The organism is Dechloromonas hortensis (genome assembly GCF_009469765.1).
GTDB lineage: Bacteria > Pseudomonadota > Gammaproteobacteria > Burkholderiales > Rhodocyclaceae > Azonexus > Azonexus hortensis.
Genome location: NZ_SSSQ01000014.1, coordinates 1 through 19,385, shown reverse-complemented (window position 1 = coordinate 19,385; position 19,385 = coordinate 1). Strand labels below are relative to the sequence as shown.

Annotated in this window: 18 protein-coding genes; 4 read left to right on the top strand and 14 right to left on the bottom strand. The window is 51.0% G+C overall.

Annotated elements, in window-relative coordinates:
* Nucleotides 1-3 precede the first annotated feature (3 nt).
* Nucleotides 4-486: an MSMEG_0572/Sll0783 family nitrogen starvation response protein gene (locus tag GH663_RS17760; protein ID WP_153132995.1), complete on the bottom strand. Its 483-nt coding sequence runs from the start codon at nt 484-486 to the stop codon at nt 4-6.
* Between the two features lie 328 nt (nt 487-814).
* A complete protein-coding gene (locus GH663_RS17755; protein WP_246181635.1) occupies nt 815-2,239 on the bottom strand; it encodes an aminotransferase-like domain-containing protein in 1,425 nt (474 codons plus the stop codon).
* Between the two features lie 695 nt (nt 2,240-2,934).
* On the opposite strand from GH663_RS17755, the gene GH663_RS17750 reads away from it, so the two are divergent.
* Entirely contained in the window at nt 2,935-3,246 is a 312-nt protein-coding gene (locus GH663_RS17750; protein WP_153132994.1) for an H-NS histone family protein, read from the top strand.
* A 196-nt stretch (nt 3,247-3,442) separates the two neighbouring features.
* On the opposite strand, the gene GH663_RS17745 is transcribed toward GH663_RS17750, so the two are convergent.
* The 6 genes from GH663_RS17745 to ccoG are packed head-to-tail and all read right to left on the bottom strand — an operon-like array spanning nt 3,443 to nt 10,404.
* Nucleotides 3,443-4,633, bottom strand: a complete 1,191-nt coding sequence (locus GH663_RS17745; RefSeq protein ID WP_153132993.1) for an acetylornithine transaminase — start codon at nt 4,631-4,633, stop codon at nt 3,443-3,445.
* Between the two features lie 51 nt (nt 4,634-4,684).
* Nucleotides 4,685-5,620 (bottom strand): DMT family transporter, encoded by a 936-nt coding sequence (locus GH663_RS17740; protein ID WP_246181634.1) that lies wholly within the window; start codon nt 5,618-5,620, stop codon nt 4,685-4,687.
* Nucleotides 5,620-6,891, bottom strand: a complete 1,272-nt coding sequence (locus GH663_RS17735) for an amino acid aminotransferase (protein WP_281349787.1) — start codon at nt 6,889-6,891, stop codon at nt 5,620-5,622. Before GH663_RS17735 ends, GH663_RS17740 begins: the two co-directional genes overlap by 1 nt.
* Nucleotides 6,867-7,337, bottom strand: a complete 471-nt coding sequence (locus GH663_RS17730) for a DUF934 domain-containing protein (protein WP_170291453.1) — start codon at nt 7,335-7,337, stop codon at nt 6,867-6,869. The genes GH663_RS17735 and GH663_RS17730 overlap by 25 nt, the downstream gene beginning before the upstream one ends.
* Nucleotides 7,318-8,991 (bottom strand): nitrite/sulfite reductase, encoded by a 1,674-nt coding sequence (locus GH663_RS17725; RefSeq protein WP_153132991.1) that lies wholly within the window; start codon nt 8,989-8,991, stop codon nt 7,318-7,320. The genes GH663_RS17730 and GH663_RS17725 overlap by 20 nt, the downstream gene beginning before the upstream one ends.
* Nucleotides 8,992-9,012: 21 nt before the next feature.
* Nucleotides 9,013-10,404, bottom strand: coding sequence for a cytochrome c oxidase accessory protein CcoG (gene ccoG, locus GH663_RS17720; protein WP_153132990.1), 1,392 nt, complete (start codon nt 10,402-10,404; stop codon nt 9,013-9,015).
* A gap of 229 nt (nt 10,405-10,633) precedes the next feature.
* Between ccoG and GH663_RS17715 the strand changes: the two genes are divergently transcribed.
* Nucleotides 10,634-12,058 carry an aminotransferase-like domain-containing protein gene (locus GH663_RS17715; protein ID WP_153132989.1) on the top strand — a complete coding sequence of 475 codons (1,425 nt, stop codon included), beginning with the start codon at nt 10,634-10,636 and terminating at the stop codon, nt 12,056-12,058.
* Nucleotides 12,059-12,150: 92 nt separating this feature from the next.
* Here GH663_RS17715 and GH663_RS17710 read toward each other — a convergent pair whose 3' ends face one another.
* Together GH663_RS17710 and GH663_RS17705 are read right to left on the bottom strand one after the other, a co-directional pair.
* A complete protein-coding gene (locus GH663_RS17710; RefSeq protein WP_153132988.1) occupies nt 12,151-12,321 on the bottom strand; it encodes a hypothetical protein in 171 nt (56 codons plus the stop codon).
* 94 nt (nt 12,322-12,415) lie between these two features.
* Nucleotides 12,416-13,102, bottom strand: coding sequence for a Crp/Fnr family transcriptional regulator (locus tag GH663_RS17705; protein ID WP_153132987.1), 687 nt, complete (start codon nt 13,100-13,102; stop codon nt 12,416-12,418).
* A gap of 280 nt (nt 13,103-13,382) precedes the next feature.
* Here GH663_RS17705 and GH663_RS17700 point away from each other — a divergent pair, with 280 nt between their 5' ends.
* Together GH663_RS17700 and GH663_RS17695 are read left to right on the top strand one after the other, a co-directional pair.
* A complete protein-coding gene (locus GH663_RS17700; protein ID WP_246181633.1) occupies nt 13,383-13,871 on the top strand; it encodes an ankyrin repeat domain-containing protein in 489 nt (162 codons plus the stop codon).
* A gap of 43 nt (nt 13,872-13,914) precedes the next feature.
* Nucleotides 13,915-14,274: a helix-turn-helix domain-containing protein gene (locus tag GH663_RS17695; protein ID WP_153132986.1), complete on the top strand. Its 360-nt coding sequence runs from the start codon at nt 13,915-13,917 to the stop codon at nt 14,272-14,274.
* Between the two features lie 14 nt (nt 14,275-14,288).
* Here the strand turns inward: GH663_RS17695 and GH663_RS17690 are convergent, their stop codons facing one another.
* The 4 genes from GH663_RS17690 to GH663_RS21495 form a co-directional block, all read right to left on the bottom strand.
* Nucleotides 14,289-15,557, bottom strand: a complete 1,269-nt coding sequence (locus GH663_RS17690) for an NAD(P)/FAD-dependent oxidoreductase (protein WP_153133060.1) — start codon at nt 15,555-15,557, stop codon at nt 14,289-14,291.
* A 5-nt stretch (nt 15,558-15,562) separates the two neighbouring features.
* Complete coding sequence (locus tag GH663_RS21095; protein WP_211371196.1) at nt 15,563-15,871, bottom strand: c-type cytochrome; 309 nt, start codon at nt 15,869-15,871, stop codon at nt 15,563-15,565.
* 57 nt (nt 15,872-15,928) lie between these two features.
* Nucleotides 15,929-18,154, bottom strand: coding sequence for a Sec-dependent nitrous-oxide reductase (gene nosZ, locus GH663_RS17680; protein WP_246181632.1), 2,226 nt, complete (start codon nt 18,152-18,154; stop codon nt 15,929-15,931).
* Nucleotides 18,155-18,901: 747 nt separating this feature from the next.
* Nucleotides 18,902-19,225, bottom strand: a complete 324-nt coding sequence (locus GH663_RS21495) for a MerR family DNA-binding protein (RefSeq protein WP_439329193.1) — start codon at nt 19,223-19,225, stop codon at nt 18,902-18,904.
* Nucleotides 19,226-19,385: the final 160 nt, after the last annotated feature.

Sequence of the window (19,385 nt, the reverse complement as noted above, 5' to 3'; positions counted from 1 at the left end):
CCGTTACAGCGTCCAACTATTGATGACGAAGGCGTTGTCGCGCTTGTGCAGCAACTGGATATCCATGACGTCGAGCGGGCTGATCGGCCGGATGCCCGGGATCAAAGATGGTTCGCCATGGCCGTACAAAGCTTGCAACGCGAAACGGCAGGCGTAGACCTTGCCGCCTTCCTCGATAAATTTGGCGAGTTGCTTGTTCATGGCTAGGTGGCCCGGGAAGGCTTCGTCACCAATGCGAGGAAATCCGCGTTGCAGGCCCAAGGTGACTCCCGGTCCGTAGAGCAGAATTGAGGTTTCGAAACCCTTGCGGAGCAGGCGGGTGGCCTGGAGCAAATTGACCAGACCAATGGAGCCTTCGAAGGCTACTGTGTGAAAGGTTACGAGCGCCTTCTGGCCGGGCTCGGCCTTGACATCTTCAAAGACCTTTTCTTCGTAGTCGACGAAAAAATCACCAGCGGCATGGGGGGGGAGGGTCACAGCAGGCATGTCAATATCCTTAAAAATTAGGGTTGAATGCGCACTGCGATGAAGAGAGTGGTCTGTGCCAACCTGAAATCTGCTGCAGTGCGCAGAATCAATTTAGCAACAGGCGTGCCATCAATTTCATTTAATTGCATGCATACAATTAAATGAAATTAAAACAACGGCTTAGCTGCTTTTCTGGAATGGCTGTTAGTACAAACTATTGAATTACGTGCCTTTTAATTGCACCATTTGCAGTCAAATGGTTAGTGCATGCGCACCGGCATTGTGCGCATATTGTATGCATACAATAAGTTAACGGGAGTGGTTTTAAGCTACCGCTCCTCCGTGTTCAGACGATTGCGGAATAGATTGCCGGTGGGTGCGACAAAGCGGAACCAACCAGTTCCATCGAGCTTAGTACCTCATCCCGGGTGGCTGCCCCTCCCAGGCAAATGCGCACTGCCTCAACGGCGGCACCGGAAACCAGGAAGGCATCGCTGGTCACGACGCCAATACCGCTGTTGCGCAAATAGGTGGCGAAGCTCACTCGGCTCCAGCCCTCAGGCAAGGGAAGCCATATATGAAACCCTTCCGGTGATGCTTGGTATGGTGTTCCCTGCAAGGCCTGAGCAACAAGAGCCTGACGAGCACGGGACTCATCACGAACAAAATTGAGCAGGCTTGTCGCTGTTCCATCAAAAATCCATTCAGTGGCAATGGCCTGCGACACCGGGGGAACCATGACCGATACTGCCCGCAGAATGGCGCTGATACGGGGTAGCTGACGGGGGCTTGGTAGGGCTAGGTAGGCCACCCGCAGACCCGCGCCAACTGTCTTTGACAAACCGCCGATGTAGTACGTTTGCTCTGGTAGCAGGCTATAGAAACTGGGCGGCGGATTGTCGAGGAGCAAGCTGTAGGGGTCATCCTCAATAATTGGCACACCGAATCGGCGGGCTACCTCGGCAAGTGCTTCGCGTCGCACCACGGAAAGGGTAATCGTGGTCGGGTTTTGCAGACTTGGATTGCAATAAAAGGCGGCGGGCCGGTTGTCACGACAGGCTTGCTCGAATGCTTCAGGCAGCGTTCCCTCGTGGTCGCTGGCCAGGCCAATCATGCTGACACCATGCAGGGCTGCTAGTGCCCGAAAGCCGGGATAAGTAATATTGTCGCAGCAGATTCGCCCGCCGCTTCGATCTAGCAACATGCTCAAAAGCGCGTTGATAACGCTATGAGTCCCCGGGCAAACGAGAATTTTCTCGATATCAACGCTTATACCGCGCAGCTTCAGCCATTGTTTTGCGGCTTCCTTGTCATCGCTATCGCCACCGAAGGGGTAGTAACGGAGCAAAGAGCCGACATCGGCCGTAGCGTTCCGGATGCCACGGCTCATCATCTCCAGCAACTTGGCATCACCCGGTTCCGGTGGATGGTTCATCGACATATCGACCAGCTTGCGACGCTGGGGGACGTGACGCAACCGGGGACAAGCATCAGCTTTGACAAAGGTGCCCTGACCGACTCGCGCTTCAAGCAGGCCTCGCCGTTGGGCCTCACCATATGCTCGGCTGATGGTCGTGAAGTTCAGCCCAATTTCCTGAGCCAGTTGGCGCTGTGGTGGAAGTTGAGTGTTAGGTAGCAATCGCCCATCGCGGATATCGTTGGCGATGGCGTCGGCAATGGCTAGATAGGCAGCCTGATCTTTGGCTAACGTTTGCGGAATCCAGCTGAGTGTTTTGGTTGGCATGAGCGGGGCCAGAATTTGGAGTGGCATTAATTGTATGCATACAATCAGGCCGGGTCACCAATGTTTTGGCGCGAATCTCGTAGTAATACAAGGAGGATGCCCGACATCAATCGCTAGGCATTCGCTGGTGTAGCTATAAACAACGGGCAGGGTCCGCAACCGGCAACCATCGAACCAGGCGTCGGCGACAAAATCCATGCTCCAGATGTCGTTGACTCCTGCCGACGGCTTCTTCGGCAACCGCAAATAGGCCGCCTTGTTCGGCTTTGGCCGACGATGACGAAGCGACAGCCCCGGCAGCCGATAGTAGCGACACACCCGCTTATGATTGTCTTTCCAGTCTTCCCGTCGCAATAACACATCTATCCGTCGGTACCCGATAACGACTAAAGAAATTGGCTTTGTTGGGCAAGGTGTTATGTGGGGGGGCGTTGCAATAGAACCGTCGCACCTTGGTATTGAACGACTCTGTGGAAGCTGTAGGGGCGGAATATATATAGAGTTTGGTAATTTACTTTGTAAGTTGCAAATTCTGATTATTGCTAACGTTAATTTGACGGCCAAATCAATTTTGGCCGGAAGGTAGAAGTTATTTTTGAGTAGGATGTATGGGGAGCATTTATTTAAATATGTGTGTACCGATCTCATAGCGCTAAATGGTGGTCCCCCTTTCTTCATCAATTCGACTAGAATGTACGCGTTAATTATTTATAGGTATCGTCATGGATCTCTCTAACATCGCACTCGCTGAATTAAAAGCACTTCTTGCTCAAATTCCGAAGGAAATCGAACGACGCGAGAAGGAAGAAAAAAACAAGGCCCGTAAAGAGATCGAAGCATTTGCTGCTGAACGTGGTTTTGCTCTAAGCGATCTCCTGAGCGATACCCCGGTAAAAAAGGAGCGGGCACCAGTTGCGGTAAAGTACAAGCATCCAACTGATGCAACGCTTGTCTGGACCGGTCGAGGTCGTCAGCCCAAGTGGATCGTTACCTTTTTGGTGAACGGTGGGACGCTCGAGCAGCTAGCGGTGTAATTGGGTCATCACTAATAGAAAAGGGGCGTTTTCGCCCCTTTTCTATTTCTCAAAATCGTAAACGCTGATCGCTGTTTGGTTAACCACCACCTTTTTGGCAGAAGCTGCCATGCTAAAAACGGGAGTGCAGTTTCCCGGTGAAGAAATGCTGCCAACCTTATATCTGTAAATAAAAATCCCCCTGCTTGGCAGCCCCTCAGTTTCTTTCAGACATGAGCAGGCTATCCAAGATGTTGATCATTAGATCAATCTCTGCTTCCGTGACATTGAGTGCTGGCATGAAACGAAGCAGGTGGGGGCGTGGTGCATTTAGCAGCAATCCAGTGGGGTTTCGTACCAATGCTTGGCGTGCAATATCGGTGCCTTGGTTGTCATGCAATTCTAGGGCTCGAAGCAGGCCACTGCCGCGCTCTCCTTTCAGGTCATGGCGGTCTGATAGCATTTGCAGGCGGGTGGATAGATATTGCCCTTTGGCCACGACAGAGGGCAGAAATTTCGATAGCAAAAGGCATCTCATCACTGCAACACCGGCAGCACACATTAAGGGATTGCCGTTATAGGTTCCACCCTGATCGCCTGGTTCAAAACAGCAGATTTCTTCTTTGGCCAGTAATGCAGCCAAGGGCACACCACCACCGATGCCCTTGGCCAAGGTCATGATGTCTGGTGCGATCCCCGAATGTTCATAGGCAAACAGCTTGCCGGTACGGCCCATCCCGGTTTGCACTTCATCGACAATCAGGAGCACTTGATTCTGCTCTGTCAGTGTTCTTAGTGCCCGAAGAAAATCAATATCTGCCGGAATAACCCCGGCTTCGCCCTGAATCGGCTCCAGCATCACTGCGACTGTCTTGGGGCCAATCAGGGCTGCAACGGAATCAATGTCATTGAAGTCCGCTTTTGGAAATCCCGGAACTTGCGGCGCATACATCACATCCCAACCGTCTTTGCCCGATGCCGACATCGTGGCTAACGTTCTGCCATGGAATGAGTGTCCGAAGGTAATGATTTCGAAGGCGCCATCTTTATTAAGCCGTCCCCATTTACGTGCAAGCTTGATCGCTCCTTCGTTGGCTTCCGCTCCTGTGTTGGCAAAGAAGACTCGATCGAAGACCGAGTTGTCGGTGAGCAAATTCGCCAACTCGATCATCGGCTGATTGTAGAAAGCAGGACTCGGATTTATTAGTTGGCGGGCTTGGTCAGCAATCGCCTTCGTGATTTCCCGAGGGCAGTGACCAAGGCAATTGACGGCCCATCCCTGGATAAAGTCGAGATAGCGTTTTCCATTCTGATCTTCCAACCATGATCCAGATCCACCGAGAAATGCGATTTCCGGGCGATTGGTGATGGCCATGAGCGCGTCTGTGCCATTCAGAACAGCCTCCATGGCTCGATTCGAGGTAAATAAAGGGCTTGGGTTCATGGCGTAAAGATTCGGTTATCCATTTTGTTGACGCTTAAGCAGGCTAGATGCAGCGGAACTTGGCATGGCACCGAGAATGGCGCCAGCCGAAACGACCAAGATGCCCAGGACAATCAGTGGTCCAAGCGCCTCACCAAGTATGAAAAATGCACCGATGGCGGATGTGGCGGGTACCAGAGCCAGCATCATCGAGGCTTGGCAGGCACCGATCTTTTGATTGGCGTAGCTGTACATGCCGGCAGCCAGCATTGCCGCGACAATTCCCTGATAGACGCACTGCAGGGCGATTTCCTGTATGGAACTGTGCTGGATGGCTTTGGGCAGCCAGAGCAGATAGAGCGGCAGATACAAGACAGATGCAAAGCTGGCAATTCCCAAGATGGCCGAAAGGGGTTTGATTGCCCAGTGCCGCATCAGTAATCCGAAAATCGCCCAACTCATTGCGGCCAGCAGGAAAAGCGCGTCACCAATCCATTCGTTGGATATTCTTGGGCCCATCAAGCTATCGAAACCGATCATGAATAGCCCGCTGGCAGATAGAAGCAATGCAACAAGTATTTGGCGGGAGATCCGGAATCCAGCCATTACGCTTATCAGGACAACGGTCCAGAATGGGATGCCTCCGTTGACGAAAACCCCGGCGTGGGCGGTTGGTGCAAAGGAAAATCCAGAATAAACGAGGAGTCCGTAACCTAGCCCGCCAAACAGGGCTAGGGCTATATAGCGCGGCCACTCTTGGAAATGTGTGCGGAATAGGAAGAATGGGAGGGCCAGAGCACCCGATACGCCGAAGCGCATGGCGGCCAAATCAAATGGCGTCAGGACTCCTTTACTCCCCATTCGAGACACAATATTGAAGCCGGACCAGCAAAGCACAACAATTCCGGCCGCAATAAACCCTCTGGTTTGCTCGGATAACCTGAAACCCTGGGCATGCATGGTTTTATCCATTAAGCGAATTTCTGATTCAAAGGCGAAGGCCGGCTGACTTCAATAATGGCTTTTGCAACATACTCGATTGCGTTATGGCGGAGTCCAGCCAGGCATAAACGACCGTTCCCGATGGCATAGATCGCAAATCGTTCACGCAACTCTTCAACCATGGCCTGATTCAGGCCGATAAAACAAAACATGCCGGCTTGCTTCAGTAGATAACTGAAATCCTGCTCGGGACTTCTCTGCTGCAATGCGGTGTAGAGCCCTTGGCGCAGGGTCGCAAGGCGTAGCCGCATCGCTTCAACCTCTTGAGTCCAACATTTTCGCAGGAGCGCATCCTTCAGTACGCCGGTGATAATTCGGGCGCCGTGCCGCGGCGGGCTGGAGTAGTTCTGACGCACGGCCAACTCCATTTGCCCTCGGGCGCATTCCGCTTCCGACGCGTCCTGGCAAACGAAGCTGAGTGCGCCGCATCTTTCGCCGTACAGGCCAAAGTTTTTGGAGAAGGAATTGGCCACCAAAAATGAAATGCCGGCATTAGCCATCGCGCGAATGGCGTAGCAATCCTCATCCAGACCCTGACCGAATCCCTGGTAGGCAAAGTCGAAGAACGGGATCAGCCTCTGTGCGCCAATTATTTCGATCAGGGCATCCCATTGTGGGTGAGACAAATCCGCACCAGTTGGGTTGTGGCAGCAAGCGTGAAACAGAACGACGCTATGCGGCGAGACTCCGCTCAGTGTTTCGGATAGCGCCGCGAAGTCTACGCAGCCGTTCGCGGCATCGAAATATGGGTAGCGGTGCACCTGAAAGCCGGCACCCGCGAAGATCGAAACATGGTTATCCCAGGTTGGATCGCAAATCCAGACCTCTGCCGTCGGGAAGTTATGATGAAGAACATCGGCACCGACTTTCAGGCCACCGGTTCCGCCCAAGGTTTGTATCGTGCTGACACGCCGATTTTGGATGCATTCGGCGGTCTGGCCGAAGAGAAGCTCCTGAACCACCTGCCGATAAGCGGTATCGCCGGCCATCGGCAAGTAGCTCAGATCAACCACTGGTTCCCCACGCGTGGCCAACATCTGTCGTACTGAATCAAGTATCGGCACGACGCCCGTTTCATCAAAATACAGGCCAATGCCGAGGTTTATTTTCTCTGGCCGCGGGTCGTTCTGAAAGCGGGGTAACAACGAAAGAATGGGGTCGCCGGAGTAGGCGCGAAATAATTTGAACATGTTGATGATGGCCAGTGATCTGATGTTCAGTGGCCCGCGACGGACAACCACGAATAGTCATTCAGCGCCGCCAGCGCATCATCGATGTCCTGATCCTTTCTCAGGCACAGGGCATCAAATCCGCATTGATGAAGAAAGTAAACCTGGTCGCGCAGGATGTCACCAAACGCCCGTAGCTCTCCACGATAGCCGTGACGTTGCCGCAGCAGGCGGGCCAATGAATAGCCGCGACCGTCGGTGAAGGTTGGGAAAAATATTCCGATTGCCGGGATCCCGGACAGGTGCGAGATGAGCGGCGCAAGTTCGTCATCCGGCGCCAGCCAGACACCGACGGTTTTTCCTGAGCTGGCCAGGGACTGATGGCATTTTTCCCAGGCATCCATGGGCAGCAGCAGGTTCCGGTGCGAGTCGGCGGCTGTTGTTGGCCCGACTTCTTCGCTTGCGATTACTACCCAGCAGTCTTCAACGATCTTTCCGTTATGAATGATTTTGGCCATGTTGCTCTCCATAGACGGCAGATTTGAATGGCTGCAGGCCAACGCGCTCCAGTGCATCAATGAAGATCTCGTCCGGATTGCGAATTGCCACGTAGGTTTCGAGGATCTTTTCGATCACGCCCGGAATCTCAGCGGCGGCAAAGGAGGGGCCGATGACTTTTCCGAGTGCGGCGCGATGTCCTTCGCGACCACCCAGCGTCAGTTGGTACCATTCCTCATCATTTTTATCGACACCAAGGATGCCAATATGGCCGATATGGTGATGACCACAGGCATTTACGCAGCCCGAAATATTCAGCTCCAGCGGGCCGAGGTCGAACAAATAGTCGAGATCATCAAAGCGCTGTTGAATCGCGGCGGCAACCGGAATCGACTTCGCATTGGCGAGTGAGCAGAAGTCGCCGCCTGGACAGCACACGACATCGGTCAGCAAACCGATATTGGCTGTTGCTAGTCCGTTTGTATTGGCCAAAGCCCATAGTGCAAGCAGGTCTTTTTGTGCAACATGCGGCAGAACCAAGTTCTGTTCGTGGCTGACCCGGATTTCACGATGGCTGAATTTCTCGGCTAGATTCGCCACCAGATCCATCTGGTCCGCAGTGGCATCGCCTGGCGGCGTCCCTGTTTTTTTCATTGATAGCGTGACAATCGCGTATCCAGGGGTGCTGTGGGGCGTGACATTGCGTTCGACCCAGCGGGCAAACGCTTTGTTCGCATTCAATGCCTCCCGATAAGCAAGGTCATGAGTTTCGACAGGCGGATACGATGGGTTGGCGAAGAATGCCTCCATTGCCGAGAAGTTTTCTTCCGGTATGGCGTTCGGGCCGCCTCGCGAATACTGCCATTCGGCTTCGACCTCTTGGGCAAAGCCTTCCAGCGTCAGATCCTTGACCAGGATTTTAATTCTCGCCTTGTATTTGTTGTCGCGCCGACCGTAGCGGTTGTAGACCCGCAAAATGGCATCGAAATAATTCAGCAGCTCTGCACGCGGCAAGAAGCCTTTCAGCGACTTGCCAACGATTGGCGTACGGCCCAAGCCCCCTCCAACGAATATCTCGAAACCGGGCGCACCATCCGCTGAAATCCTGGCACTGGCACCGATGTCGTGCAAACGCACGGCAGCGCGGTCCTCCACGCCACCGGAAATAGCAATCTTGAATTTTCGGGGAAGGAAAAGAAACTCTGGAGCCAGCGTAGACCACTGGCGAACGATTTCGCAGTACGGACGTGGATCAAAGATCTCATCGGCTACGACACCGGCAAACTGGTCGCTCGTAATGTTGCGGATGCAGTTTCCTGACGTCTGGATCGCGTGCATTTGCACGCTTGCCAGCTCTTCCAGGATATTCGGTGCGTCGACCAGTCGTACCCAGTTGAACTGGATATTGCTGCGCGTCGTGAAGTGCCCGTAACCCCGGTCGTAGGTCCGGCTGATATGAGCGAGCTTGCGTAGTTGCTGGCTCGACAACGTGCCATAGGGAATGGCGACACGCAGCATCGGCGAATGTCGTTGTGTGTAAAGCCCGTTTTGTAAGCGCAGGGGACGGAAGTCGTCCTCGCTCAGTCGGCCGTCGAGGAATCGTTCCATTTGTCCACGGAACTGGACTACCCGATCCTCAACCAACTGCTGGTCTATCTCGTTATAGATATACATATCGTTCTATCCTTCTTGGCCTTAAGGCAACGCAAACGTGCTCTTTTCGAGAACACTGATCGCCGGGTTCTGCTTCGACGTGATTCGGAAGTGGATCGGTTGCAAGCCGCTGCGTTCGCCTTCCAAAGGGGCGGATACCGTGACTGAGATCGGATGGATGCTTCCTGATTCGGTGCTGAATTCACGTTCGCCTTCAATCGTGATGCCCGGCAAACCGTCCACTTCAATGCTGAAGTCGTGCTCAACATCGGCCAGATTCATCAGCTTCAGGGTGTAGGCGTTTTCGATGCGCCCGTCAGAGGTTTCGCGCAGCAAGGCACCGCGATCACGTAGCACATCAACCAGTAACAGCGAACGCTGGCTAAGAGTCCAGGCGCCCAGGCCGGAGAAGACGACCAGCAGCGTTGCGTAAACGGCAACCCGGGGCCGACTCAGGAAACCCCGTGGGGCAGGTTGGCCGGCTAATTCAAGCTCGGATGCGAATTTGATCAGCTTGGGCGGCGCGCCAATTTTGACCATGACTTCATCGCAGGCGTCGATGCACAAACCGCAATTGATGCACTGGTACTGCAGGCCATCACGGATGTCGATACCGGTCGGGCAGACCTGTACGCAAATGCCGCAGTCGATGCAGTCGCCGGTATTGCCTGCCTGGCGCTTGGCATTGCGTGGCTCGCCGCGTTGGGCGTCATAACTGACGGTTTGCGTCGTATTGTCGAACATCACGCCTTGGAATCGAGAATACGGGCACATGTGTTGGCAAACAGCCTCGCGTGCCAGACCCGCCTGGGCGTAGGTAAAAGCAGCATAAAAAATGAGCCAGAAGCCTTCCCAGGGGCCGACGCTCCAGGTGGGAATTGTCGGCAGCAGTTGGCGGATTGGCGTGAAGTAGCCGACAAAGGTGATTGCCGTCCAGATTGCGAGCAAGGCCCAGATGCAGTGCTTGGTGGTACGCAGCAACAGCTTCCGGAGGTTCATCGGGCTTTGGTCGAGCTTTAGGCGAGCCAGGTGGTCGCCTTCGACCTTGGCTTCGATCCAGGTGAATATCGCCGTGTAGACCGTTTGCGGACAGGCGAAGCCACAGAACATACGGCCGGCGAGTGCGGTGACGAAAAACAAGCCGGTAGCTGCCAGGATCAGTGCAATTGCCAGTAGCAGTGCATCCTGCGGCCACAGGACAAGACCAAACAGGTAAAGCTTCTCGTGAGCGATGTCGAGAAGGATCGCCTGCCGTGTCAAGCCGTTTGCATCCCAGCTCAGCCAGCAAGCACCATAGAAAATGATCTGGGTCAGCCAGACCATGGACCAACGTATGGTGTTGAAATGCCCACTCACTGCCTTGGCGTGGATCTTTCCTTTTTTCCGATAAAGCTCGAGCTTTGCTTCGCGAACTTTACTGACTGGCTTGCTCATTTTTGCTGCCCTCCGGGTGACGCGTGCCGGGGTATCAAAAACCCCGTTCAAGCTGGCAGTCAGTAGAACATTTCCAAGTTGATGGAAACAGTTTCAGATATGTCTGTTTTTCACAGGATCAGATATGCTGAGCAACATTGGACGCTACGGCGTGCCAAATTCAGCCAAATGGCATCGGGAAAGCGGTCCTATCCCTTTGTAGCCAGCCAATTCATTCAGAGTGAGCGTGATGTCCGAGAAAACGACCCGATACCTGGAGCTTTCCAACTATACGGAGCAGCTCATCCGGGACGGGGTCCTGCGCGTCGGGGACAAACTGCCTTCGATACGGCACGCCTGCAAGGCGCATGACATCAGCCCGATTACCGTAACGAAGGCCTATTACTTGTTGGAGAGCAAGGGGCTGATTGAGGCACGGGAGAAATCCGGTTATTTCGTCCGGGCACGTCTGGGGGCTAATTTCTCCGAGCCTGAAATGACCCATCCGGTGGGGGCGTCGACTGAACTGCAGGTCAGCGACTTTATCTTCCAGATCCTCGATAGCGTCCGCGATCCAAAGATAACGCCGCTTGGTTCAAGCTTCCCCAGCCCGTATCTCTTCCCATTGGATCGTCTGGGAAAGTTTCTCGCCAATTCCGCGCGCAAATTTGATCCTCTTTCAACAGTCACCGATTTGCCGCCGGGTAATGAGGGGCTTCGGCGTCAGCTAGCACTGCGTTATCTGGCGCACGGAGCCCAAGTCCCGCCACAGGAAATCGTCATCACCTCCGGGGCGATGGAAGGGCTCAACCTGTGTTTACAGGCGGTCACCCAGCCTGGTGACTTGATCGCTATCGAATCGCCGACTTTCTATGCCGGTTTGCAGGCGAGTGAGCGACTCGGGTTGAAGGTTATCGAGATCCCCAGCCATCCTCGGGAGGGGGTCAACCTGAATGCACTGGAAGATACCTTGCGCCATCATCCGGTGAAGGCTTGCCTGTTCATGCTCAATTTCGCGAATCCGACCGGTAGCCTGGTCTCGGCCGAATCCAAGAAGGCGCTGGTCGAACTCGTCCGCAGATATGACGTCCCCCTAGTAGAGGACGACGTCTATGCCGAGTTGTATTTCGGGCACGATGCGCCACCGTGCAGCAAGACCTTTGATCCTGACGGCCAGGTAATGCATGTTTCGTCGTTTTCCAAGTGCTTGGCACCCGGTTACCGCCTGGGCTGGGTCGCGGCCGGGCGTTATGCCGAAAAACTGAGGCGCCAGAAGCTGTCGAGCAGTCTGGCAACGACGATTCCTGTGCAACAGGCGGTGGCCGATTTTCTCAAACAGGGGGCCTATGAAAATCATCTGCGTAGTCTTCGGCGCAAGCTGGCCGAACAGGAAGCCGAATTGACGCGTTCGGTCGAACAGTACTTTCCGCTGGAGACACGGATGGTACGGCCCTTGGGCGGTTATTTTCTGTGGCTCGAGCTCCCCAAGCAAGTCGACAGCTTGCGTTTGCATCAAGAGGCGCTGGCGCGGGGAATCAGCATCGCACCGGGACCGATCTTCTCGGCAAAACGCGAGTTCAAAAACTACGTGCGACTCAATTTCGGCCATCCCGATTCAGAGCAGCGGCAAGCTGCGATGCGAATATTGAAAGAGCTGATAACGGCACAGCTCTGAGGTGCAAGGGTTCAGGCCGTGAGATCGATTAGGTTCTCATTCTTGGCTTTCGAACTGCCGCGGCTTCTGCGACGCGTTATATGAATCGAAAGTTAATCGAATATCAAATGGGTAAACACCAGCCAGACCATAAATCCAGCCGCAAGTCCTAATGCACCAATGCAATAGGCACCTACATAATCGCCGACCGCAGCATACCCACCAATTGCTCCAAGAGTTAGACCGATGCTCAACGTTGCATAGAAAAATTTTCGGTTTTGCATAAATTGTTTGATTGTAAGGCGGGGTGGATTGAATTATATATTACGGCTTGCAGAAGTCAGTTGATACTTCGTGCTCGTAAATATAGTGATATTTTCAACTAAATCGCATGTCGCCATTTCTTAGGCGATCAGGAGATGGGATATGCACGGTTGAACCATCGATGCTTATCAGTCCTCTTTTCCGAAAATCCTGAAAAATTCTCGAAAGATGCTGCGGCGCCAAGTCTAGTTTGGAGGCGATGTCTATTTTTTTTGCCGGCAGTTCTATATGCACATCTGGTTTGTTTTTTTGATTATTCGGCAGCAGGGACAATATAAGATCGGCAACCCGTTGATGCCCGGATTTGAAATACGACGACTCGATGTCGATTATTAAACTATGAATTCTAAATGCCATCGTGGCCAGCATATGCCTGGAAAAGCCAACGGATTTCTTTAAAAGATCATCAAAAACCTTTTCCGGAATAAAAATGATAACCGAGTCAACGATGGCTTGGGCAGTCGCTGCATGAGAAACGCCTAGATATAGTGAATCATCCCCAATCATTTCTCCTTTTTTTACGATATCAATTACTTTTTCTTCCCCGTCGGATGAGTAGTTGATCAATTTCGCCGCGCCTTCTTGAATCACGAATAACCCGTTGCTTTTCATGCCAGCATGGAAAATTATTTCTTTCTTTGAAACGTGAAAACTTTTTAAACCGTTAGGTTGATGGATTGATCCTGTTGAATACAGGAGGTCGTATATGTTGAATTTGTTTTCAGTTTGCCCGTTTTGCATATAAATGCACCGCGTTGTGTTTCCGATGTTTTGAAGAGTTTATATCTGCATGCCTGGTTTCAAAATTGACTTATTCGGGCGATTGAAATAATAGCCACTCGAAATTTGCCAATTTGCTAGTTAAGCACGTCTACCCGCGCTCAAACAGGGACAGGTATTTGAAAATTCAGTAGGCACAGACAGTTTGAAGTTTGTTTCAATCTGCTCATCTTGGTTAAATGCAAATGTGTTCCTACGACGGAGTGTGCCAACCCGATAAAATCAGGGCCATGAAAATTTTATGGGCATTCTAAAAATGAAATTAATAATGTCATTTTTATCCATTGTGGCTTTAAGCGGTTATGCGGCTGAAAATATAAGTATTCTTGAACATCAGGTCTTAAATGCGGCACGAACGGGAACTGGAGAAGAGGTTGTCGCCATTCTTGGTGTAGAGCCAAGAAGCCGTGATTTACGTACCGCACATCGTTCAACACCACTTCATTTGGCCGCAGCCAATGCGAACCCAAGTTCGCTAAAGGCTTTATTGGCGGCAGGAGCTGATCCAAACGCATTGGATCAGGATGGGTTAACACCACTTCATGTCGCCGCTTACACGCAAAACGCAGTTCATGCTCAACTGCTTTTAGAAGCGGGTGCTGATCCTTATGCCAAAACCAATGTCGGTCGTGACCCAACATCAATGGCAAGAAAAGCAATGGCGAATGAAGTTGCCGGCGTGATTTCCCTTTGGCTGCTCAAGGGATGTAAATCAGGAAAGCCATGCTAGTGACGGACCGTTTCATTTTGCTGTAAATAGATGAAATTGAATAATGAAAATTGCTGATAATTCAATATCTCTAATTATTGAAGTGGTGTGCCCTGAAAAGAGCATTCTGAATGCTCTGGCTGATATTGATCTTGGTTTTGCTCAGGCCGTGCTAGATAACGCTTTCCAGCTAATAAATGCAGAGCTGGCTAAAAGTAAAACCATATTAATAAAAGCGCTATTGGAGGAAACAGAGCCAAGATTATTGAAAATCAACGTTTCGTCCAATAAAAAACAAAAAACACTTCAGGAGGCAGAGCGTGAATATATACGCTACGTGTTAGATATTAATGAAGGAAATAAAACAAAGGCTGCAAGGATTTTAAGTATTAATAGGCGGACACTGCAGCGGAAACTTGCCTAGCTTAATAATTGTGCTTACGGCGACAAGGTGTCTGCCCAGATATTCCGAGCCCAGCCAAGGGCATACATTGCCTCCAAGTGGCTAGATGCCTGTGATAAACCTCCGGCGCCAGGAATGCTCAAAAACGTCTCCTTTTCCTTATCGAAAGAGAAAACGGATGAAACGTGCATCGCCATCTCAGTGTTGACGAAGCTGTAACAAGTATTCATTACAACAGGATCCGGATTCGGTGGCACATCATTGAAAATATTCACCAAGGCCGCAGCAAGGACTTTGCCTTGTTGGTTGGCCATGTGACCAGATTTTGGCATTAATGGGGAAGGGAAAGTGGCATCCCCAATAACATGGATATTGGGGTGGCTTTTTGATTCCAAGTTCAACCAATTGACATCTGCCCATCGCCCATTAATTAATCTGATGCCAGTTGATCGGCCGATTTTCCCGATTTGTTGAGGCGGAATTGCATTGATTACATCCGATTTGATTTTGTCAAAATCGAAAATCGCAATATTTTCCGCCGTGTTGACGTCGATTAACGGCATGTTGGGTAGGTATTCGAGATTGCCTCTGTAATCATTTGACCAAGTGCTAAGGAATAGATTTTTCTTTGATTGAGGTTCGCTGTTTCCGTCAGCAATTATAACTTTTGATCTGCTTTTGTTTTTCTTGAAATAATCGGCAATTAGCGAGGCGCGCTCATAGGGGCCGGGGGGGCAAACGTATGGCATTTTCGGAATTGCAAGCAGATAAGTCCCGCCATCAGCGATGTTTTTTATCTGTTTTTGCAGCAATAGCGTCTGCGGTCCGGCTTTATAAGCATGCAGGCACTTTAATTGCGCACTATCGGCCGACAGGCCGGGAAGATCGTCGTATATAAAATCTACGCCGGGCGCTAAAATGCATCGGTCAAATGTTATATCTGCGCCATTTTTTAAGCGTATGGAACGGCCGTTGGGGTTTATGAAAATTACTTCGTCGTGTATTAGATTGACTCCCAGCTTTCTTAGTCCATCATAGGAGAATGTTATTTCCGAAAGGTTTTTGTTTCCAACGATTACCAGATTAGAGATTGGGCACGAAACAAATTCCTTTCGCCGCTCAATTAAACTCACTGCAATCTGTCCTTTACTCCAAATGCGGATGTATTTGGCGACAGTTGCACCCGAAAAGCCGCCGCCAACAATTGCAACATGCCCTTTGTGTTGATTTAATCTTGGGGTTGCACAACCAGCCAGGATGGCTGTGGTAGACATTGCAATATTTTTTAAAAATGCACGGCGCATATTATTCACTGCTTCTCAAGCCAGGCGGCGATTGACTTTATTTGGCTGTCACTATATCCCTTCGCAATCTGATGCATGATGGTTGCAGGGCGTTTCCCGTTTTTAAAATTCGACATTTGCTCCACCAACCATGTGGATGACCTTCCTGTAATTTTGAAACCGGTATTCAGGGGTTCGTTGCCGCCACGTATCGGATGACAATTCGCGCAAGTTGCGGTCAAAGATTGCCCAACAGGTACTGTTTCACCAGCGAGTGCTTGCGGACACATCGCCATAAGTAAATAACCTGTGTATATAAATTTATATTTGTTCATGAAATAAAAAATCGGAGGGCGGGGAGAGGGGGGGACACCCTCCGATGAAGTTAACAACTATTTATTTATTTTTTTTGCGCCGTTTTGCTCCAGGAAAGTTTTAGCTCGCATGCCGATATCGGCAGCCTTGACTTGGTATTGCCAAATTTGCTCGGTCCAAAGCGTTGCTTGCTGCCAATCCTTCTTCTTGGCTGCATCATCCGCTTTGGCTTTCGCATCCTTCATCTTGCTCAATTGATCTACGGCATCGTCCATTAGATTCATTGCGTCTGGGAAGTCTTTATAGTTAACGCTGGTTATATACGAAACCACCTGGTCGATTACCACTTGGGTATCAGCAACCTTCTTGATTTGCTTCCGGTAATCATCTTCGCCATAGATCGCCTTTTCTTCTGCGACCGCTTTTGTCGGCTTCCATCCTTTGGGTTTAATCAAAAGATAGCCTTGCATTTCAAGATGAAGTGCGGAACAAAACTCGGTGCAGTAATAGGGATAGACACCTTCCTTATCCGCTTTGAATTTAACGGTGATTGTTTTACCCGGCTCCACAGAAGCATGAACATCGAAGGTATCAACGGCAAAACCGTGTGTTTCGTCTTGCGCACGCTCCAGGTTGGTCAAGTGGATAGTGATTTCATCGCCAACTTCAGCTTCGATAGTCTCCGGCGTGATATGAGAGCGAATTAGTGTGCCCTTAACCTCAATTTTGTTGCCTTTTTTGGTTGTAATTTCTTCACCCGCCCGAACGGCTCCTGGATGCGGTTTGTCGGTACGCGAATCGGTACCAACTTTGTAGCGCACACCGGGTTTGACCTTGCTGGCTTCGATGCCTACTACATAATGCGGCTCTCCGAGCGGAATTGGCAGGTCATACAACAACTGCATCTTGTCGTCCGTAATATCGATGAGCTGGTGATTCTGTGGATGCAATGGGCCAACCGGATTAAAACGATCGATAGAAAGTTTATTCATTGCAACCAAATACTTGCCCTTCGGGTCCGACGAGTCTCCTTCCATCGTCATGAGGTGACCGATGTTGTAGTGCACTGCCAACTTGTCCAGTACTCGGCCTTCGCAATAATCCCACTTGACGACTTGCGAATCGACATAAAGTGACGTGTAGGCAATACAGGGCTTCGAGTCGTACTGAGTATGGAGGGGGCCAAGGCCTAATTGCACTTGTTTGTGCAGAGTTTCCTTCATGCTTATTACGGGAATTCCGTATGGGTCTTTTGTTTCAAATCGCCCAGCTTTAATTGCCGACTGAATTTTCTCCCACGAGTACACTGAGACGTGCGTATCAAGCTTGCCCGATACGGTGATGAATTTCCCGTCAGGTGACAGCATGACGCCATGAGGCGATTTTGGCTCAGGAACCAAAAATACGATCCCCTCCTTAATGGCAGTTTCCAGCATGATTACGTTATGACCGTTAATCCGCTTTGCTTTGCCTTGAGTGACTAGCTCGGCCGCTCTCCGCCAATTAACTATATGCAAGTAATCGGTATCTTTGGCTGAACAACCGGCTTCATAAGGCGGCCGTCCTTTCTCGATGCCGCCAACATAGCGCTCCGAGCAAAATGAATTCGTGAATGACCACCCATCCGCAGGCCCTTTGCCGGCATCGGAAAGATCCTGTGAGTATGGCGGCAACTCGACCGAGAACGATTCGGCTGGGTTGATTCGCCCTTCCTTCCGATCGAACTTCCAGTATGTTATTCCGCCTCTATATTTCTCGTTGAATTCCTCGAGTGGAACAAATTTCTTGTTTTCCAAGGGCGTTGCATACTGCGCCGCCTCGATCACATATTCCGTATTCGGCGTTACAAACGCACCGCCGTGTTCGGATTTAAATATCGGGTTGCTGACAATCTGCTTTGTTTCGAAATCTCTTAGATCGATAACGGCAATCCGCGGATTGGCCTTGTCATTTATAAATAAATACTGGCCGTCGTACTTGCCCTGCGTTTCCGACATGGCCGGGTGATGGGTATCACCCCAGGTGATTTTTCTTCCATCAATATTGCCCTGAGCCAATACGGCCTTCGATCCTTCGTCATAGCCATAGCCTTGCCATGGCTCTGGCGTAAAAACACCGATATATTTCAGAATACGCATTGATGGGATGCCATAGACCAATACTTGCCCTGACTGCCCGCCAGATGAAAAGGCTAGAAATTCATCTCGCTTCCCGGTCGGTACGTAGGTTTTTGACGCGGCGATCAGATCCTGTTGAGAGAGGTTCCGTCGCTTCATTACATCTTGCAGCGACTCGGCCGACATTGAATTTCCCGAGAAGGCTGCCGAAATTGCGAGTAGTGTATATATCGATGCTGAATATCTTGTTTTTAAGCGCATAAAACCCCCTTATTTAATGGCGCATTAAATTGATAGAAAAACATGCAAGGCTGTATAAAAGCAGCTGCATTGCTAGTAAATCACGAGGGGATATTGCGCTTAGGTAGCAGATGAGGCGGTTATCTACCGACACAGTTCGATTTCTGTTAGTTTTTTATACGATCAAACTGCGCGTCAATATTCTTTTTATCAATAATATTCTTTGATTCGCGTCAAGTCTTACGTTCTGCAAATCAATTTTGATAAAATATTAGTGATTGTATGAAGCTCGTAAGCGAAGACGGATGAGATAGCGGACGTCATTGGCAATGACGCGTTTGAAGAGATTTCGCCATGCTTACGAAATCTGCGAAGGCATCGGTCGAGTATTTGAAGATGGCCGAGGAGCGCCGTAGCAAGTTGGCCGCGCTTCTCGCAGGCCGGATAATTAAATCGCTCATGCGCAAAGGGCAGGGCAAGGGTGCCATGACGAAATTCGCAACCAACGTCTTGCTTGGCATCCAGAAGTGCTCCTGCGATGCATGCGGGGCATGTTCGGTAAACGATGGCGGGGACGATCTTATGCGGCACGTGTGCCAAGCATCAGTGTTCACATGGAGTTGGTGGCCGAGAAATGGGCCCAGTGTGCGCCATTGAAACCGCCAGACAAGTGACGCATGGATCATTTCTGGCTCAACTTGCCTTTCCCGCAATTCTCACCAAAATTGGGCAATCTGGACGCTTGTCACCATGGCAACAACGGACGAGGTGCACCAAGGCATGCTTCATCGATTGCAGTTCCACCAGTTTCCTGCCCAGGAAGTCCAGATGCTGCTTGGCTATCGCCTTCACCTCCCGACTTGGGCGAGTCCGCTCTTGCCATAGACTAACCGGACTTCGAATCTTCTCAATCGAGAACCAAACATGACCAGGATAAACTTCATATTCAGGATGCCGGATACGGCCGTACGGTCCCGTGCAAGCTAATTCACCGCTGCGTTGAGCGTTATTCAGCACCTGCCATGCTGTGGAGAGGAGCCAGAAGCAGCCCAGGATGAATACATTCGAAAGGATGAAGCCGAGGGATTTGACTGTCTCGATTATTTATTCTCGGCCAAAACATATCGCATACCAACTGACTGCCTCTGGCCAATTTGGGCCGAAATTATTGCAATGC

Excerpts from the sequence above, each read along its gene's own strand:
- GH663_RS17760 (WP_153132995.1), bottom strand. The coding sequence starts at position 486 with ATGCCTGCTGTGACCCTCCCCCCCCATGCCGCTGGTGATTTTTTCGTC.
- GH663_RS17700 (WP_246181633.1), top strand. The coding sequence starts at position 13,383 with ATGGGCATTCTAAAAATGAAATTAATAATGTCATTTTTATCCATTGTG.
- GH663_RS21095 (WP_211371196.1), bottom strand. The coding sequence starts at position 15,871 with ATGAACAAATATAAATTTATATACACAGGTTATTTACTTATGGCGATG.
- ccoG (WP_153132990.1), bottom strand. The coding sequence starts at position 10,404 with ATGAGCAAGCCAGTCAGTAAAGTTCGCGAAGCAAAGCTCGAGCTTTAT.
- GH663_RS17695 (WP_153132986.1), top strand. The coding sequence starts at position 13,915 with ATGAAAATTGCTGATAATTCAATATCTCTAATTATTGAAGTGGTGTGC.
- GH663_RS17725 (WP_153132991.1), bottom strand. The coding sequence starts at position 8,991 with ATGTATATCTATAACGAGATAGACCAGCAGTTGGTTGAGGATCGGGTA.
- GH663_RS17690 (WP_153133060.1), bottom strand. The coding sequence starts at position 15,557 with ATGCGCCGTGCATTTTTAAAAAATATTGCAATGTCTACCACAGCCATC.
- GH663_RS17705 (WP_153132987.1), bottom strand. The coding sequence starts at position 13,102 with ATGCAAAACGGGCAAACTGAAAACAAATTCAACATATACGACCTCCTG.
- GH663_RS17745 (WP_153132993.1), bottom strand. The coding sequence starts at position 4,633 with ATGGAGGCTGTTCTGAATGGCACAGACGCGCTCATGGCCATCACCAAT.
- GH663_RS17715 (WP_153132989.1), top strand. The coding sequence starts at position 10,634 with ATGTCCGAGAAAACGACCCGATACCTGGAGCTTTCCAACTATACGGAG.
- GH663_RS17740 (WP_246181634.1), bottom strand. The coding sequence starts at position 5,620 with ATGGATAAAACCATGCATGCCCAGGGTTTCAGGTTATCCGAGCAAACC.
- GH663_RS17710 (WP_153132988.1), bottom strand. The coding sequence starts at position 12,321 with ATGCAAAACCGAAAATTTTTCTATGCAACGTTGAGCATCGGTCTAACT.
- nosZ (WP_246181632.1), bottom strand. The coding sequence starts at position 18,154 with ATGTCGGCCGAGTCGCTGCAAGATGTAATGAAGCGACGGAACCTCTCT.
- GH663_RS17750 (WP_153132994.1), top strand. The coding sequence starts at position 2,935 with ATGGATCTCTCTAACATCGCACTCGCTGAATTAAAAGCACTTCTTGCT.
- GH663_RS17755 (WP_246181635.1), bottom strand. The coding sequence starts at position 2,239 with ATGCCACTCCAAATTCTGGCCCCGCTCATGCCAACCAAAACACTCAGC.
- GH663_RS17730 (WP_170291453.1), bottom strand. The coding sequence starts at position 7,337 with ATGGCCAAAATCATTCATAACGGAAAGATCGTTGAAGACTGCTGGGTA.